The sequence below is a fragment of the Agrobacterium sp. genome (assembly GCF_032092815.1).
Lineage (GTDB): Bacteria > Pseudomonadota > Alphaproteobacteria > Rhizobiales > Rhizobiaceae > Agrobacterium.
Map to the genome: position 1 here is coordinate 15697 of NZ_DAMDBP010000023.1, position 16689 is coordinate 32385.

Sequence of the window (16689 nt, forward strand, 5' to 3'; positions counted from 1 at the left end):
GACATTGATATGACGCATTATCTCGCCGAACTCTATTCGCCGAAACCCGCATGGCTGGCTCTCAACGAGGCTGACCGCCTGCAGTTTTTTGAAGCCATTGGCGCTGGCATGCAGGCACTTACTGCCTTGGGTGTGGAGGCCATCACCCTTGGTCAGACGGATGCCACCACGCTGCATGGCACGCAGCACACATTTCTTGCGCTGTGGCGCGCGCCAGATGCGCAGGCCATCGAGGCATTGATCTCGGGCATCGCCGCATCCGGCTGGCATGATTATTTTGACACCATCAATGCCACGGCGGCAGAAGGTGATTTCCCAACCCATCTCTCGCAACTCATCGCTGCATAAGTCACCCCAAAAGAAGCAGCCATTTCGGCTGCTTCTGGCCTATCTGTCTGATGTTTTCGTCACGTTATTTATCGGCAGTGGAAAGCGGGTTGTCCGCAAGCTTTTCTGTCAGAAACTGCCGTTTTACGCCTTCATCGATCAGCGTCCGTGCCGCCTGCCAAAGGCGGCTGGAACCCTTGCCAATCACGGCCTTGCGCTCCAGCACCAGATCCTTGTGCACGCCGGGTGAATGCCAGGTGCCACCGCTGGTAAAGACATTGTGCAACAGTGGCTGCAAGCGGTCCATCGCCCGGGCAAAACGCGCATCGGCTGTAATCCGCGCTTCAAACTCGTCCCAAAGCCCGCGCAGTTCCGTGCGCTGGTCATCCGGCAGCAGGCCAAACAGCCGGTCGGCCGCCAGCTTTTCACGCTCTTCCTGATCCTGCATCGCCACCGAATCGTAAATGAAGGTGTCGCCGGCATCGATCTCGACGATGTCGTGGATCAGGATCATTTTCAAAACGCGCGTCAGGTCGATTTCCTCGTCGGAATATTCGGCCAGCACCACCGCCATCATTGCCAGTTGCCAGGTATGCTCGGCGTCGTTTTCACGTCTGGAACCATCCAGCAACGGCGTTCTGCGCAGCACCGTCTTCAACTTTTCCACTTCCAGAATGAAGCGGAGTTGCTGGGCAAGCCGACCGTTGGAAAGCAACGTCGCAAGGTCAATATCATCAAGGGACAGTGGCTTCATTTTGGGGTCAAAAGTCATGAATCACCTTCATTTTGGCCTGCAAGCCGCTGGCCAGCATCATGTCGCGTCTGGATAGTGTGCTTGCCCTTGCCTGTCCACACAGGACCGCCAATACAGCCGTTTTCCGGTTTCAAGGTCCATATGGCAGGGGGTAATGAGCGGTTATCTGAGTATCAGGTCATATGCACGGCTCGCTGGCCTTGACAGGTAAAAACCCGCAAATACACGTCAGGCCAATTGTATGACTGGAGGTTCAACATGAAAACTTTGGCTGCTGTATCGGCCTTTGTCGGAAAGACATTCGCCGCGTGGGTGCTGTTATTTGCCGTTCTTGGCTTTTTCTTCCCCGACACATTCAAGCAGATCGGTCCATGGATCGTGACGCTTTTGTCGATCATCATGTTTGGCATGGGTCTCACCCTGTCGCTTGATGATTTCCGTGAGGTGGTCAAACGTCCTGTTGACGTGGGTATTGGCGTTGTCGGCCAGTTCCTCATCATGCCACTGCTTGCTGTCGTGCTGACAAAACTAATTCCCATGCCGCCGGAAGTGGCCGCTGGCGTGATCCTGGTTGGCTGCTGCCCTGGCGGCACCTCGTCCAACGTCATGACCTATCTGTCCAAGGGCGACGTGGCACTGTCCGTTGCCTGCACCTCTGTCACCACGCTTGCCGCACCACTCATCACGCCATTCCTGGTCTGGTTCTTTGCCAGCCAGTATCTGCCGGTGGATGGCTGGGCCATGTTCATGAGCATCGTCAAGGTGGTGCTCGTGCCGCTGGCTCTGGGTGCTGTTTTGCAAAAGGTGCTGCCGGGCGTGGTCAAGGCTGCCGTTCCGGCACTGCCACTGGTCAGCGTCATCGGTATCGTGCTTATCGTTTCGGCTGTTGTCGGTGCCTCCAAGGCGTCCATCGTTCAGTCCGGCCTGATGATTTTTGCCGTTGTCGTACTGCACAACGGTCTGGGTTATCTGCTGGGCTTCTTTGGTGCCAAGGCAATGGGCCTGTCGCTAGCCAAACGCAAGGCCATTGCCGTTGAGGTCGGCATGCAGAACTCCGGTCTGGGTGCAGCTCTTGCAACGGCCTATTTCTCGCCGCTTGCTGCCGTGCCAAGCGCCATCTTCAGTGTCTGGCACAATATTTCAGGCGCGCTGCTGGCAAACTGGTTCTCTGGTCGCACGGAAAACGAAAGCAAATAAACACGGCCGTGCGGGTGACACTCATCCGCCGCATGTGATGCAACAAGGCGCGCTGGCAAACCGGCGCGCCTTTTTCGTATCTGTCACCTGCAATTGACAGATCACAAGACTGTTATTTGATCGTGATCGCAGCCTGTCCGGTTTTTCTGGAAAGCAGATAATTGCTTGGCTATACACTCTCCAACAGTGCGTGCTGCGTGCGCTGCGGGATTCCCCGAAATCGACGGAGACTAAGATCAACTTCCAACCAAGGGAGCGTGAACCTGTGTCTTCGACATTAAAAAAAGGTCGCATCAACTCTACCCTACGTAAATTTCTCGACAGCGGTTCCTCCGGCGGCATCGTGCTGATGGTGGTTGCCCTGTTGGCCATCATCATTGCCAACTCTCCGCTGGCAGAGGCTTATTTCAGCGTGCTGCATGTCTATCTGGGGCCGCTCAGTGTCTTGCACTGGATCAATGATGCCTTGATGGCAGTGTTTTTCCTCATGGTGGGTCTGGAGATCAAACGTGAGATGATGGATGGTCAGCTGAACAGCTGGCACCGGCGGATCTTGCCGGGCGCGGCCGCCGCTGGCGGCATGGTGTTTCCGGCATTGTTTTATCTGCTGTTTAACAAGAACAACCCGGACGCAATGCAGGGCTGGGCCATTCCAGCTGCAACGGACATTGCCTTTGCCCTGGGCGTTCTGTCATTGCTGGGGTCACGTGTCCCCACATCGCTCAAGATCTTTCTGGCGGCACTGGCCATCATTGATGACCTTGGCGCGGTCATTATCATTGCGCTGTTCTACACTGCGAACCTCAACCTGCTGGCACTGGCTGGCGCCTTTTTCGTGCTTGGCAATCTCTTCCTGTTCAACAGAATGAAGGTAAAATTGCTCTGGCCTTATCTGGCTTTGGGTGCCGTGCTGTGGTTGCTGGTGTTTATCTCGGGCGTTCACGCCACGCTGGCCGGTGTCATGCTGGCGCTGACCACTCCGCTGAAGCTCACCCCCGGTACGCCGGAGGCCACACCGGACGAATCTCCCTTGCACCGCCTTGAACACGGGCTGCACAAGCCGGTGGCATTTTTTGTGGTGCCGGTGTTCGGTTTTGCAAATGCCGGCGTATCGCTGTCCGGTCTCAGCCTCGGTGTGTTTTCCGAACCGGTCACCATGGGTGTGGCTGCAGGTCTTGTGTTGGGCAAGCTGGTCGGTGTTCTCGGTGTCGTTGCGCTCATGGTCAAACTGCGCTGGGCACAGCTTCCGGCGCAGGCCAGCTGGGGCCAGGTAACGGGCACGGCGTTCCTCTGCGGCATTGGTTTTACCATGTCGCTGTTCATCGGCCTTCTGGCTTTTGATGATCCGGCTTTGCAGGACCATGTGAAGATCGGCATTCTCATGGGCTCGCTGGTCTCTGGCACCCTTGGCGCAACAATTCTCATGATGTCTGGTCGCCGGCTTCCGGCCGCCAGAACAGCCTGAATATGATAGATATCGACCGCCCCATATCCTTGGTATGGGGCGATCATTGCCCGGCACATCGTGCGGGCGTACCTCACAGAAATGTCAGCTCGACGTGATTGCGGCGTGAGGAACGAAGCCGCAGGTACAGGCATTGGGTCTACTTGAATGAAAGGAGAACCCCATGCCAAACTCGAGACGAACAACTCTGCGTGTCCTTGATAATGCCGAGGTGGAGCTGGTCGAGGCCTCCCGCCATCCCGCCATCAATACCTTGGCGGACAGCGAACTGCAGCAATTGCGCAAGACCCTGCGGGAACGCCGCGACAAGGCACGCGATCTTGCCAATCGCACCAGGCGTGAAATACGCGGCAAGTCGGCGCGCGCCGATGGCAAGGCTGCCAGCACTGATACCGGTATTCGTGAAAGACTGTCCATTCTTGCCAATGCGGTACAGCGCTCCAATCAGGAACATTCCCGCCGCAAGCGATTTTCATCGCGTGATGTGTTGAAGCGCAATGCCGAAAAGGCGCTGGAAATGCGCCGTGCCGCCGCAAGCCCCATCAATCGGCCCAGCTCGCGCCGCGCCGACAAAGGCATGAACGCCATTCCCAACGAACGTGCCGAGGATCTCGTCAATCGCATGGAACTGGGTCGCGTTTCGCAATTCGTGCGTGACAGTCAGGCCAAGCGCGACCGCCGCCACGAAGAGGCCGGCGTGTAACGACCTGTGTCACAACGCACCTGAATATGCGGCGCATTCGCTTCGCCACCCATTATTTCCTGGCATTACAGTCCCGCCGGTAACCGCACCACTTTAACCCTGCGTTTCCTTGGAAGCGCAGGGTATCTTTATGCAGAATAATCAGCGCGCAAGGATCGGGTGGCTGGAGCCATTTGGCTACTCCTATAAGCGAACCTCCCAATCAAGGAGGTCTCTCATGGGTCTGTTAGAAAACAAGGTCGCCATCATCACCGGCGCATCCTCGGGCATCGGTCGCGCTGCCGCCTTGCTGTTCAGCGCACAAGGTGCAGCCCTGGTATTGAATGCCTGACATGCACCAGCGCTGGATGCTGTGGCGGATGAAATCCGTGCCAAAGGCGGACAGGTGGTTGTTGTGGTAGGGGATGTCGGCCAACAGCAAACCCATGAAAGACTGGTCGCGCAGGCCATCACCTCGTTCGGCGGGGTTGATATCGCCTTCAACAATGCCGCCACCATTGGGCCTATGAAGCCACTGGTCGAGGTTGATGTCGCGGAATGGCAGGACGCCATCACCACGACGCTGACCTCGGCGTTCCTGGGCAGCCGTGCGCAGATCCCGGCCATGCTGGAGCGTGGCGGCGGTTCGCTCATCTTTACCTCAAGCTTTGTCGGTACCAGCGTTGGCCTGCCGGGCATGTCGGTCTATGCCGCCGCCAAGGCCGGGCTGATGGGGCTGGTTAAGGGCATCACCGCCGACTACGCGGTGAACGGCATCCGGGCAAATGCGCTGCTGCCCGGCGGGGTGGATACCGCCATGGCCGGCGATGAGGCGCAGAAACAATGGGCAGCCGGTCTGCACGCCATGAAACGCATTGCAGAGCCTGAAGAAATTGCCAATGCCGCACTGTTTCTGGCCAGCCCCATGGCCAGCTTTGTTGCCGGCTCGGCACTGTTTGCCGATGGTGGCAATGCGGCGGTCAAGTGAGACCGCGCTTTGCCTGATAAAACACCGTCACCTGGCGTGGCGGTGTTGCCGCTTGATTGCTGGGCTTAGATATCGCCGGCAATTCCGCATTCAATGACATTGACATCAAGCGTTTCCAAGGGACGTCCGCTTTTGGTTTCAAATGCGCCACGAATGGTCACGCCTTTGAGAAGCATCGATTTGTAGTCTTTGCGGTTACACCAGTTTTTGCGCATCACGTCCTTTGCCAGAGCAGGCACAGGGTCAGGGGAAAATATGGTGATGGTATAAACCCGGTTCGCATAGCTGGCACCAGATACGCCCAGCGCGCCATTGGTGGTGGCGAAGGTCTTTTCTGCCTTGGCACGTTCTGTCATTTCGGCGTCGATTTTAAGGTTGTCGAGGCTGCACCCCACGGCGTCGGCATTGGCACTGCGCACAATATTGCCTGTGCGGTCCAGGAGCTCGCCTTGCAGCGTGGCGCCAAATGCAAACAGCTCTTTATAGTCGTTTGCGTTGCACCAGGTAAATTCCGTCAAGTCTTGCCATTGCTGCTGCTCGGCCTCATTATCGTGGGTAATCCGGTAGCGATAAATCAGGGTATAACCATCGGCGACAACGGTGGTCAGCCTGACGTTTTTGTCGAAGTTTTGTGGAATGATCCGGGATGCCGCATACCGTTTCAGGGCCGCTTGTATCGCTTCGCTCTGTGTTCGAGGTTCTGGCGGCGGAGGGGGCGGCTGCGACGCCTGCTGCGCCAGGCTGAACTTGAAGTTTTCCAACCGTTTTTCGGCAATTCGTTCCAGCTGCGTCGCAGAAATCAACACGCCCAAACCGGCCAGCATCAGGAAGATGTTTGTTAAAATCGTGTCGTCAATCGGCTTGGTCTTTTCATGGCTTTTGTCGAACACAAGCGCCAGATTGGTGACGGGCACCAGGCCCATCAACCAACGGTCATTTTCTCCATAGGCATCGCGGGAACGTGCTGCCGCAAACAGGCCGGCCACGGCGCCTGCCACCATCATCAGGGCAATGTGTGTTCCAACAATAAGATGGGCATAGCCATGTTCAATCGCCAGCGGTTCCGGGAGGTAAAGCAGGGTAGAGGCGTAAAGCACGACAAAGACCACACAGCAGCCGAAGAAATAGGCGCCACCGCCAATTTTCCATGTTGGTTTTGTCATCGCCAGGATGGCCCAGGCAGAAAACACCATCACGGGCCACGACCACAAGATCCTCATGAACATGCTGAGCTCAAGCAGCTCGCGTGCGAATTCTTCCATGCCCAGACCCCTCTATTCCCGGTTGTGTGGTACGGCCTTGCGTACAAAATCGCAAGACCAGGCAAAGCCGTGGCGGGAATTTCTGCGGCAGGGGGCAAATCATTGCTTACGCACGCGATTGTCATCCTCGCCCGTGAGGCGAGGCTCCAAGCCAGTGCCTGATATGCGAGGTGGTTGGATTCTCGCCACAAGGGCGAGAATGACGATGGCAGTGGCGGTGGCGTAAGACAGTGACCCTTACTGCAAAGAACACGAGCTTAAACAGAAACGGGCGGCCTTGAACAAACAAGCCGCCCGCTTAGAAAATGCCGGGTAGGGAAGGCCGACGCCTTACGTGTTGATGCCATCCAGTGGCAGCCAGTCCGGTGGCGGGCCGCCCAACTCTTCGGCAACACCATTGCCCTGGGGCTGTTCGGCCTTTGCGGCTGCCGGCTTCGGTTTGGTTTTTGCCTTTGTGGCGTGAGGCGCTGTTACCGGCCGCGCATCGACGGCATCCAACCATTTCGGACGTCGCTTTTCATCCTGCCAAAGCGCGTCGGAAATCGTAAAAACCTCGCCAGTTTCGCGGATTTCCCCGTCAATGTAACCACGCGTATTGGCAACCACTTCAACCATTCGAAGGGTTGCCCATGGTCACACCGGCGGTAATGCGGCCGGTGGTCGGTGCCGTGCCTGTCACCGTGTAGTTCAGGCGCACATACCGTTCCGCCGTGCCGCGCGGCAGGTATTCCGGCAGAACGACCTTGCCCGCCTTCAGCTCTGCCACCGGCACGGCCTGCGACCACACGACCTTGGGCGAGGCAAAGGCCGGCGCATCATCGGTCTGCAGCGCAATTGTCAGCGTGGTCAGGTTGTTGAAATCTTCCACCACCTGCAGGCGCAGTGGCACAGGCTTGCCCTGGCCAACATCGCGCACAACGCCGCCAGCAATGGGTGAAAGGTCGAGAATGTTGGTGGAGGCTGCCGTGGCAGTAATCGCCTGCGCATTGGAAAGCAGGCTCTGAGTATCGAAAATCATGCGTTTTCCCCGTGATAGGTGTCAAAGCAAAAAGAAGGGAGAAGGTGCCCGCCGCCACTGGCGGCAGGCCGTTTGACTGCGTTTACAGCGCTACTGCCGGAACAGGCGCTTCGGTGCTGAGCAGCGAGTCCGCGATCCGGATCGGAATGTTGCGGTAGGTGGTCACTTCTTCGCCTTCCAGCGTCGCGGATTTCAGCGGCACGGTGTTGGCGCGTCCCGTCGTCAGGCCACGGTCGGTGGACTGTTCGTCGAGAATTTCCATCACCTGGCGGTTCATGTAACACACGGTGCGGCCGCCCTTGGCGTTGATGCCGTAGGTCATGTACAGGCGGTAATAGGCCTGTCGCAGCAGCTTCCACAGGTCGACATTGCCGGCCATCATCTCGGACACATCGATATTGGCGATACGCGCCATGTAACGATAATCCTTCACGAAGGCGCCCATGTGCCATTCAAAGGCGGTGACCTTGGCGTAATAGGTGTTGCCGTCATCGTCCTTTACCGGCTCTTCGCCCTTGTCCATCACTTCCACGCCGGCCTTTGTGCCTTCGGGGTAGATGAGGGATGCGGCATGGTCTGCCCATGTCACGAACCAGATTGAGGTGTTGTCACCACCGGTGCCGCCGGCATTGATCACCTGGTTGGCGGCGTTCGGCCGCGTCGGGTCGGGAATGTTGCTGTTATAGGCGCTGAAACGCGGTGCAAAACCCTTGAACTTTTCCGGCGTCTTGTCCGTGTCGTGGTAGAAAAGGCCGGTTGCCATTTCCTGGTTCATCGCTTCCAGGAAGGGGGCGCTGTCCACCAGTCGCTGCTTGGCCGGGTCCGGCGCCAGCTTCAACAGGCGGGTGTCGATTTCAGAGCGCGCTTCCAGAAAACCGGTGGTGTCATCCACCTGCTGCAGCGTGCTCTTGGATTTCTGCACACCCTTGTACAGTCGGCCCCAGCCAGCGGACGGCAGACCGGTGCGAATGGAGTGACGGTGAATGCCCTTGAGGTTGCACTGCGTGGCAATCGCATCTTTCAGAATGGGATTGTTCTGTGCCAGCAGTTCAAGAACGATGCCCTCGCCAGAGGCTTTGTGGGCGTCAATGAGGGTAGGTACGGTGCTACCAATGATAGCCATGTGTTATTTGCCCTTCGGTGCGTCGTTTGGAAAAAGAAGGTGAGCGGTTTCGGCCTTTCTGCCCCCGCCGTCTGCGCCTCCCGTTGGTGGGTTGTCCTCCCGGATCATCGATCCGACCTTTGCGAATATGCGGATAAGCTCGGGATGGTTGCCGCCGCCACTGGCGTTGAGGTATTCCCTCAAGGCGGGCGTGCCGAGCGTGGAAAGTGCGCGCTGGGCACTGGAAACCGTGCCCTGCCATTTGTGGCCGCCAATGTCGCGGTCGCGTCGGGCCTCGTCAGCCCAGCCCTGAACACGGTTGGCCCAGTTTTCCGCCTGCGCCGCACCACGCCGTGACTGCGTTTCAATGAACTTGTCGGCCAGTTGCTGGGCCTGGCGTGTCGTCAGGCCCAGCTCCTTGAAGTCGCTGCCCATCGCATCCAGCAGCTCCTGGTCCACCACCACGCCGTCAGGCATGGTCAGCGTATATTTGCCGTCATCGGGAACCGTATCGTCGGGGTCTTTGGCGGCATCGTCCTTTGTGGCGTTGTCGCCGTCCTTGCCTTTGCCGTTGCCATCAATGTCGTCTTCGCCGAAATCATTGTCGCGATCGTCGTCATCGAAGTCGCCATTAACATTGCCAGTCGCATTGGCCTTATCATCGGGAAACAGCACGGCCTCGGGTGAGGGTGCATTGGCCTCGTTACCATTGCCGCCAAAGCTGTCGCCTTCGGCACTGAACAGCAATGCGGCGCGGCCCAGCCACCTGTTACGCATCAACGTCATAGTCTTCGCCTTCCTCGCTGTCGGCACGGCGTTTCGCCGCTACCTTTTCTGCTTCCTTGAAATCAGCGATCGCCAGCAACAGCTTCGGGTACATGGTGGGGTCGATGCTATCGAGCTTGGCGATCAGCGTTCGCCCGGCCCCCTGCCTGCCGAGGATGTAGTTCGTTGCGTTGGTCAGTTCCCCGGAATAGGCATCGCGGTAAACAGCGCATTGTTCCAGAATCCAGAACAGCACACGCTTGCCGGCATCAAGGGCAAAGACGTCACGAAACGCCGTCGTGATTTCATCACGCTCCGGGGTATGGGGGTGAGATGGTTGTTCGTTAAAATGGTCCATTAGCCTAGTCCAAGCTGGCGCAGCAGCGCGTTGCCATTGGGGTTTTCATTGGCGCTGGCCAAAAGTTCTGCAGCCTGTGCGCCCTGGTTCAGCGCCGGTGCCATGGTCGCGGCCATTTCAGCACTTTGCTGCGCCTGCGCCTGTTGCGCACGCTGTTCACGCAGCGCCGCCACCTTGTCATCGGCAAGGATCATGGAGGGCGGCGCACCGATTGCCTCGATGTAAAGGTCAATCGCCTCGTCAGCATCCAGCTTGTCCAGCGCTTCCGGTCGTGCCCCGGCCAGCTGGCCAATAAAGGCCACACCGCGCTCAATCGGCCCGGTGGAAACCGCCTGCTGCGCCTGCGCCAGGGTGGAGATATATTCCACCTTCAGTTCCAGCCCCTGCAGCTCCTCCGGCGGTGGCGGCAGCTCGTCGCGCGCCACCAGAATGTCATAGGTGCGGTCAATGGTTGGGCCCAGCTGGTCGCCAAACACGTTTTCCAGCACCGGGCCCAGCTGCAGCAGCTGTTCTTCTTTGCGCTGCGTCAGTTCAAACTGGTTGCGCGGCTGCACGCCCTCCATGTTGGTAATGGCAAAAAACAGATCGGCAAAAAACGTCCGGTCAATGCGGATCTGCGTTTCCCTTATGTCCTCGCGCAGTTCGGAAAGGCTCAGGTTCACTTCCATCGCCGGGCGAAAACCCTTGCCGGCCGGGTCGTCAACATAGTTCACCGCACCCGGCAACAGCGAGTTGGGGCTGTTCTGCATGGAGGTTGGCGCGTTCATCGGCGGGCGCACCTTTTTGTCGATGCCCTCCAGCTTGCGCATCTGCTCCAGCTGCAACATCTTGATGTCGGCCAGCGCCTTTTGCCCCGGTGAAAGGGAATAATGATCGTCGTCGGAAAGCTCCCAGGCCGGCGCAATGATCGGGTTGCTGTCAAAGCCGCTTTCTTCCAAAAGCTCAGTGCCGATTTCGTCCACCCAGTAATTGGAAAGAAACGGCTTGTTGCGCTTGTCACGCATCGTCTCGTCGCGGTCGTAACGCGGCTCAATGGCGTGGTAGACGTCAAAACATTCGGAATATTTTGCCGTGTCATACAGGCCGCGAATGCGCTGCGGCACCTGCTCGTAACCGAAGCGCTCGACAATGCGCTGCACGTTCCAGCGAAACACCCGGTACAGTGTCGTCGCGCGGCCCTTGTGGTTGCGCGCCAGCCAGAACCGGCCATGCACCAGCTGCTGCACGCGAATAACCGTTTCCTCGTCTTCCACCAGAATGGCAACCGACTGCCCAAACTGGCCAAGGTCGCCATACCCCACATGGAAGGCGCGGTAGAGGTTGGATGCAGCAAACACCTCGCGCATCTTGTCCTGCACGGCCGCCAGATAGGCCTTTACCGCATCTACCTTTTTCAACGTGGGATCAAAGGTCGTCAGCCGGAACCACGGCCGGGCAGGCGAGGTCAGGCCGGAATGCATGCCTGATTTCAGCGTGTCGCAGGCATGGGTGCCGGTGCTGTCAATAATCTTGGCGCGGGTGCGCGGCCCCTCCCGGTCGCCACCAAGGCGCAACCGGGTTGGCTCAATGTAATCGGCCAGCGCCCGCCATTCCGCTTCCCATGGCTGGCGAAGCTGCTTCAGCTCCTCAAGGCGGCGACGGTGGTAGGCAATCTGGCTTTCGTCAGTTCGGCGGGTGTCTGCCATGTCTCAGGCTCCAAGCAATGTCTTTTTGCCATCCATGCCGGAAAGCGTCGGCGACAGCGTGTTGGCAAAGGTGCCAACGCCGGTACCGGAGGTCAGAATGGTGCTGGCAGAACCACGAATGCGGTCGGAGGTGCGCCGCGCCGCAGAACTCTGTCCCACGGCATAATCCGGCGTCTTCTGCTGCGCGTATTCCGGCGGCGCCTGAACAGTCGGGGTTTTCGGGGTCTTGAACATGCACATGAGCGTTATCCAATGTTGAGAAGAATAAGGATGAACACGGCAACCGGCACGCCGGTATTGATGCCGCAAAGGGCCGCATGCAGAGCGCCATGCGCCCGCCGACCGGATGAAAGTTTGGGGAGATTTGCGGGGGATTTTGCAGCCAGATTGTCAGCCGCCGCCGCACCCGCAACGGGCAGGGTGGACAACATGGCAAGCCAGAGGAAGAAATTGTCGGGGCTGAACAGCCACATCAGCAGGCACACGCAAAACAACATCACGCAAAGCAGCCGGCCATTGGCGGCGGCATTCTGCCGGCGGGCAAGCGTCACCGCCTGCACGTCACGCACCGCAACCGGGCTTTTGAATTTTATATCAATGTTGCTGCTGTTGTCTGTCTGGCCGCTATCAGTCTGACCATTTTCACTGGCCTGCCCATAATCCATAAATCCCGCTCCACCGGCCACATCGGCCATCGCTTGGAGTGTTAGCGGTCAATGGTTGTTGGGGTGGAATGGGGGGCGGGCGTTTACATAAGTTCTAAAGCAGCATGCAATGATCAACTCGGCCCCAGGGAACGGTATTTGGTTATCATTTTGTTGAGAGACGACTCCTGAACTGAACGTTTAGTACAATTAGTGCAAAAAATCGGACGTCTCTAACCTAAGTGCGTTTCCTCACGGTGTTCAAAAACATCTCGTGAGTAGACGGAATTCCGAGAACTTTCGTTCGCGTGGGCGTGCTTGCGCCAACAAGCATTCTCGACAGAGCCGACTCATAGTCGCTGATTTGTCTATCGATGTATCGGTCTAACTGTTCGAACGGCTGTGCGTCGGTGCAGAAGGCGAACGCCTTCTGCCAGCCGTATATTCGCTTGCCAATTGAATCTAGTGTCGCCGTCTTGGAATTTTTGGGATTGAATGAGTTTCCCTTCTTCAAGAACGCCTGAATAGCAATTTTCGATTCTGAAATAGCCTTTGTAACGTCTGTCTTTAGTCGTTCCATTGATGCTGTACTCGGGACACATCGTCGCGGCTGGATGGTGCATCCAAGAAAATTTATGGCGCTACTGCATTCGCCATTCGCAGCTTTGTCACTGCCCTTGGTTGGCGCGTATAAACCAAAACCGAAGCTCTTTAGTGTTTCACCAGCATGGGAAATTGCCGCGTCCAATACCTTCTTATCTTCCCCCACAATGAGGATGTCGTCGATGTACCTTACCGCAGTCACACCCATTTTGTTTAATTCGTGGTCTAAGTCATAAAGTAGTACATTGCCCGCGAATGCGGACAGCGAAGAACCTTGGGCGACGCCGATACCTCCCTTAGGGAAAAGTGACGCATAACTTTGCAACTCTTCTTCATTTTCTAGATGAATTTCTAAAGCATACTCAAAAAGATCTGCAAGAGCGTCGTCTTGCGTTTGGTTTCGCACAAATCCAACGACGGTCTTTGTCGGTATGCGGGTAAAAAAAGATTTGATGTCTGATTGATAGAAGTATTTGGATCCACCATCGATTGCTTCTCGTATCAACCTAATTGCTGGCTCAACTCCGCCATATGGATGCATTAGCCCGCCTACGCCATACTTGGACTTGTTGACCTCGTTGATGGTACCCAATCTCTCGTCCCGTTCAACCCGATAACGGGTATTCGCATCCTTGGAATCTATCGCTGTCCTAGGTTGCAATATTTGCAATATTGCGCGCTGCACGATCCGGTTCTTTAATGTAGCAATGGCAATAGGCCGTGGATCTTTTCCTGCAGCAGTCCTTTTCTTTTTATCCTTCAAGACCCCGGTGACAGGATCGAATTTAAAGCGGCCTTCGCGGAGTTGTGTGATAATTCGGCGGATATGTCGTTGATGGGAGTGCTCAAACTCAGTTGCAGCGCCTCGAATATCCCCGTTAGCGGAACTCATTGCACTTTTCTTGACGTGCCGCCAGGCGGAGAAAACATTCTGTTCTGACCGGACATTTTCGAAAAGCGATGCCATATCTTCTCCGCTCGGGTCCCCGTACATACTATCCCGACCGTTGACAGGCACCCATCCACTGCGCACGGCAGAGCCGCGACTCCAGACACCTCGGCAGCAAATGCCACCTGGGCGTGGTGTCCGTGGCGCGTGATCCGCATGGACAGGTCCAGCTTCACGTCCGACGCCATGGCAACCATGAACGCTACGGCCAACGCGAGTCCGCAAAGGCCGGTAAGCCGACTCCCACGAGCCAGTTTTTCGAGGCAGGTTCACACAATTCTTCACCCTCCACCTTAGTAGGTTTTTGGCAATGTCAAGCGTTTCCGGCCCCGGCCGCGCCCGCCGCTTAAATTGGCTATCTGCTGCTTGGGGTCCGCCTGATGACGGCGTATTCACAGCTTCTAAACCAACGGTCAGGTACGACACATCCACTGCGCACGGCAGAGCCGCGACTCCAGACACCTCGGCAGCAAATGCCACCTGGGCGTGGTGTCCGTGGCGCGTGATCCGCATGGACAGGTCCAGCTTCACGTCCGACGCCATGGCAACCATGAACACTGCGACGATATGGTTTTTTGCCGGAGTTATTCAAGTGTCTTCGCACACCCAAATCTAAAATTTTTACTTAAAGTTGTCTAAATTTGCGCCAAGTTCCAGATGCGCTCCTTTAGAACGGCCTAGCTTATATGGAGGCGGAGTTGCGTATGGTCTAAATTGGGTTGAAACCTACTTGTCCAAAGACGCCAATTTTCGCGAAAAATATCAAATAATGAAATCACTCCGGTGCCATTTTTAAAGTCTTAAAACCGCTTTCTTGCAGGTTACGTGCGGATCTGTGATCGTAAATTTTTCTCCCGCAGTGCCCCATTTGCAGACGACGTATCCCCTTGACTCCACCCCAACATATCCAATAATCTGGATATATGGATAATATATCAGCAATTGCGGCGCTTGGCGCCTTGGCCCAGCCCACCAGGCTGGACACATTTCGTCTTCTGGTCCGGCATGAGCCGGAAGGCGTTCCGGCCGGTGAACTGGCGCGTCTTCTGGAGGTGCCGCAAAACACCATGTCAGCCCATCTCGCCACCCTGTCGCGGGCCGGGCTGGTGCGGGGAGAGCGGCACAGCCGCTCGATCATCTACCGGGCAGATCTGCAAGGTTTGAAACAGCTGACTTTGTTTTTGCTGAAGGATTGTTGTGGCGGTTCTGCCGAGCTTTGCGCACCGTTGATCGCGGAACTTTCACCGTGCTGCACGCCGGCGGTGCGGCCATCATGACCACTCTCAGGCTGGAACCCGTGCCGGGTGGTGATCCCGGCCTGCAACAGGCACTGTCCGCCGCCCATCTGCCAACTGTTGATCTTGAAGAGCCGGGGCGCCTGTTCTTCAGGGCGGTTTCTGCCGATGGCATGACGGTTGGTTATGCTGGCATGGAAGCCTGCGATGATGCGGTGCTTTTGAGGTCCATGGTCATTTTGCCTCCGTTTCGTGGCAAGGCGTTGGGCCTTTCACTGTCACGCGAAATCCTGAAAACCGTCAAACAGGGCACCGCCGTTTTTCTGGTCACCACCACGGCCACACAGTTTTTTGAAAAACTCGGTTTCATCACGATTGAGCGGGGTGCCGTGCCATCTGCCGTCCTTGCCACGCGCCAGCTTTCGGGCATCTGCCCGGCCTCGGCCAGCATCATGAAACTCAACACGGCTGCGACCGGATAGCGGACAACGCCATGACCGATCATCTCCACAACGTGCTTGTTTCAGCGACGGGTCATTCGGCTCGTTTCATGCGCGGCACATCCATCCTCAACGGGGATGCGGAATTTTACAGCCACCAGGGAAAGTCTGCCTGATGTCAACTTTTGAACGTTATCTCACCCTCTGGGTTTTTCTCTGCATCATCGTTGGTGTCGCGCTTGGCCATCTGTTGCCCGGCGTGTTCCACCTCGTCGGTGCCATGGAAGTCGCCAAGGTCAACTTGCCCGTTGCCATCCTGATATGGCTGATGATCATCCCGATGCTGATCAAGATCGATTTCCGCTCGCTGGCGCAGGTCGGCATGTATTGGCGCGGCATCGGCGTAACGCTGTTTATCAACTGGGCAATCAAGCCGTTTTCCATGGCGCTGTTGGCATGGCTGTTCATCGGCTGGCTGTTCCGGCCGTATCTGCCGGGCAATCAGATCGATTCCTACATTGCCGGGCTTATCATCTTGGCTGCTGCCCCCTGTACCGCCATGGTCTTTGTGTGGAGCAACCTTACACGCGGTGAACCGCTGTTCACGCTGTCGCAGGTCGCCGTCAATGACGCGATCATGATTGTGGCTTTTGCGCCCATTGTCGGCTTGCTGCTGGGCCTGTCGGCCATCACCGTGCCGTGGGACACGCTCATTCTGTCTGTCGGCCTTTACATCATCGTGCCTGTTATCATCGCGCAGCTTCTGCGTGCCCGCTTGACGCGGGATGGAACGACCACGGCACTGGATGCGACACTTGCAAAGCTGCAGCCGCTGTCGCTTATTGCCCTGCTGGTGACACTTGTCCTGCTGTTTGGTTTTCAGGGGCAGCAGATCATTGCGCAGCCGATGATCATTGCGCTGCTGGCCGTTCCCATTCTCATTCAGGTCTATTTCAATTCGGCGCTGGCATATCTTTTGAACCGTCTGGTGGGGGAGCGCCATTGCGTTGCCGGCCCATCGGCGCTGATTGGTGCCAGCAATTTCTTTGAACTTGCCGTGGCAGCTGCCATCAGCCTGTTCGGGTTTCACTCCGGTGCAGCACTGGCAACCGTGGTTGGCGTGCTCATCGAGGTTCCGGTCATGCTGACCGTCGTCTGGGCCGTAAACCGCAGCAAAAACTGGTCCGAGGATTCGCCCGCCGTCAGCAGAACAAC

Annotated in this window: 19 protein-coding genes and 1 pseudogene; 9 read left to right on the forward strand and 11 right to left on the reverse strand. The window is 57.0% G+C overall.

Going from position 1 to position 16689, the window contains the following annotated elements; all coding sequences use genetic code 11:
* Positions 1-9 precede the first annotated feature (9 nt).
* On the forward strand, positions 10-348 hold the full coding sequence (locus RT613_RS14550; protein WP_313616404.1) for a DUF6616 family protein: 339 nt from the start codon (positions 10-12) through the stop codon (positions 346-348).
* 64 nt (positions 349-412) lie between these two features.
* Here the strand turns inward: RT613_RS14550 and RT613_RS14555 are convergent, their stop codons facing one another.
* On the reverse strand, positions 413-1099 hold the full coding sequence (locus RT613_RS14555; protein WP_313616406.1) for an HD domain-containing protein: 687 nt from the start codon (positions 1097-1099) through the stop codon (positions 413-415).
* 240 nt (positions 1100-1339) lie between these two features.
* On the opposite strand from RT613_RS14555, the gene RT613_RS14560 reads away from it, so the two are divergent.
* The 4 genes and pseudogenes from RT613_RS14560 (at position 1340) to RT613_RS14575 (ending at position 5413) form a co-directional block, all read left to right on the forward strand.
* On the forward strand, positions 1340-2278 hold the full coding sequence (locus RT613_RS14560) for a bile acid:sodium symporter family protein (RefSeq protein WP_313616408.1): 939 nt from the start codon (positions 1340-1342) through the stop codon (positions 2276-2278).
* Between the two features lie 265 nt (positions 2279-2543).
* Positions 2544-3743 (forward strand): Na+/H+ antiporter NhaA, encoded by a 1200-nt coding sequence (nhaA, locus tag RT613_RS14565; protein WP_313616410.1) that lies wholly within the window; start codon positions 2544-2546, stop codon positions 3741-3743.
* Between the two features lie 163 nt (positions 3744-3906).
* Positions 3907-4446 (forward strand): hypothetical protein, encoded by a 540-nt coding sequence (locus tag RT613_RS14570; RefSeq protein ID WP_313616411.1) that lies wholly within the window; start codon positions 3907-3909, stop codon positions 4444-4446.
* A 217-nt stretch (positions 4447-4663) separates the two neighbouring features.
* Positions 4664-5413 (forward strand): annotated as a pseudogene (locus RT613_RS14575) (SDR family oxidoreductase).
* A gap of 65 nt (positions 5414-5478) precedes the next feature.
* On the opposite strand, the gene RT613_RS14580 reads toward RT613_RS14575, so the two are convergent.
* The 10 genes from RT613_RS14580 to RT613_RS14625 all read right to left on the reverse strand — a co-directional run bounded on the left by RT613_RS14580 (position 5479) and on the right by RT613_RS14625 (position 13817).
* Positions 5479-6675: a hypothetical protein gene (locus tag RT613_RS14580; protein WP_313616413.1), complete on the reverse strand. Its 1197-nt coding sequence runs from the start codon at positions 6673-6675 to the stop codon at positions 5479-5481.
* A gap of 330 nt (positions 6676-7005) precedes the next feature.
* On the reverse strand, positions 7006-7290 hold the full coding sequence (locus RT613_RS14585; protein WP_313616415.1) for a hypothetical protein: 285 nt from the start codon (positions 7288-7290) through the stop codon (positions 7006-7008).
* Positions 7283-7693: a Bbp16 family capsid cement protein gene (locus RT613_RS14590; RefSeq protein WP_313616417.1), complete on the reverse strand. Its 411-nt coding sequence runs from the start codon at positions 7691-7693 to the stop codon at positions 7283-7285. The genes RT613_RS14585 and RT613_RS14590 overlap by 8 nt, the downstream gene beginning before the upstream one ends.
* An 82-nt stretch (positions 7694-7775) precedes the next feature.
* On the reverse strand, positions 7776-8816 hold the full coding sequence (locus RT613_RS14595; protein ID WP_313616418.1) for a major capsid protein: 1041 nt from the start codon (positions 8814-8816) through the stop codon (positions 7776-7778).
* 3 nt (positions 8817-8819) lie between these two features.
* Positions 8820-9581: a hypothetical protein gene (locus tag RT613_RS14600; protein ID WP_313616420.1), complete on the reverse strand. Its 762-nt coding sequence runs from the start codon at positions 9579-9581 to the stop codon at positions 8820-8822.
* Positions 9565-9918: a hypothetical protein gene (locus tag RT613_RS14605; protein ID WP_313616422.1), complete on the reverse strand. Its 354-nt coding sequence runs from the start codon at positions 9916-9918 to the stop codon at positions 9565-9567. Before RT613_RS14605 ends, RT613_RS14600 begins: the two co-directional genes overlap by 17 nt.
* Entirely contained in the window at positions 9918-11603 is a 1686-nt protein-coding gene (locus RT613_RS14610; RefSeq protein ID WP_313616423.1) for a portal protein, read from the reverse strand. The genes RT613_RS14605 and RT613_RS14610 overlap by 1 nt, the downstream gene beginning before the upstream one ends.
* A gap of 3 nt (positions 11604-11606) precedes the next feature.
* Entirely contained in the window at positions 11607-11843 is a 237-nt protein-coding gene (locus RT613_RS14615) for a hypothetical protein (RefSeq protein ID WP_192491313.1), read from the reverse strand.
* A gap of 5 nt (positions 11844-11848) precedes the next feature.
* On the reverse strand, positions 11849-12268 hold the full coding sequence (locus tag RT613_RS14620) for a hypothetical protein (protein WP_313616425.1): 420 nt from the start codon (positions 12266-12268) through the stop codon (positions 11849-11851).
* 217 nt (positions 12269-12485) lie between these two features.
* Positions 12486-13817, reverse strand: coding sequence for a reverse transcriptase domain-containing protein (locus RT613_RS14625; protein WP_313616426.1), 1332 nt, complete (start codon positions 13815-13817; stop codon positions 12486-12488).
* Between the two features lie 905 nt (positions 13818-14722).
* On the opposite strand from RT613_RS14625, the gene RT613_RS14630 reads away from it, so the two are divergent.
* The 4 genes from RT613_RS14630 to arsB form a co-directional block, all read left to right on the forward strand.
* A complete protein-coding gene (locus RT613_RS14630; protein WP_313616428.1) occupies positions 14723-15076 on the forward strand; it encodes a metalloregulator ArsR/SmtB family transcription factor in 354 nt (117 codons plus the stop codon).
* Positions 15073-15516: an arsenic resistance N-acetyltransferase ArsN2 gene (gene arsN2 / locus RT613_RS14635; RefSeq protein ID WP_313616430.1), complete on the forward strand. Its 444-nt coding sequence runs from the start codon at positions 15073-15075 to the stop codon at positions 15514-15516. Before RT613_RS14630 ends, arsN2 begins: the two co-directional genes overlap by 4 nt.
* Positions 15517-15527: 11 nt before the next feature.
* On the forward strand, positions 15528-15650 hold the full coding sequence (locus RT613_RS14640) for a hypothetical protein (RefSeq protein ID WP_313616431.1): 123 nt from the start codon (positions 15528-15530) through the stop codon (positions 15648-15650).
* On the forward strand, positions 15650-16689 hold a 1040-nt coding region (gene arsB, locus RT613_RS14645), incomplete at its 3' end, for an ACR3 family arsenite efflux transporter (RefSeq protein WP_313616433.1). The genes RT613_RS14640 and arsB, both read left to right, overlap by 1 nt.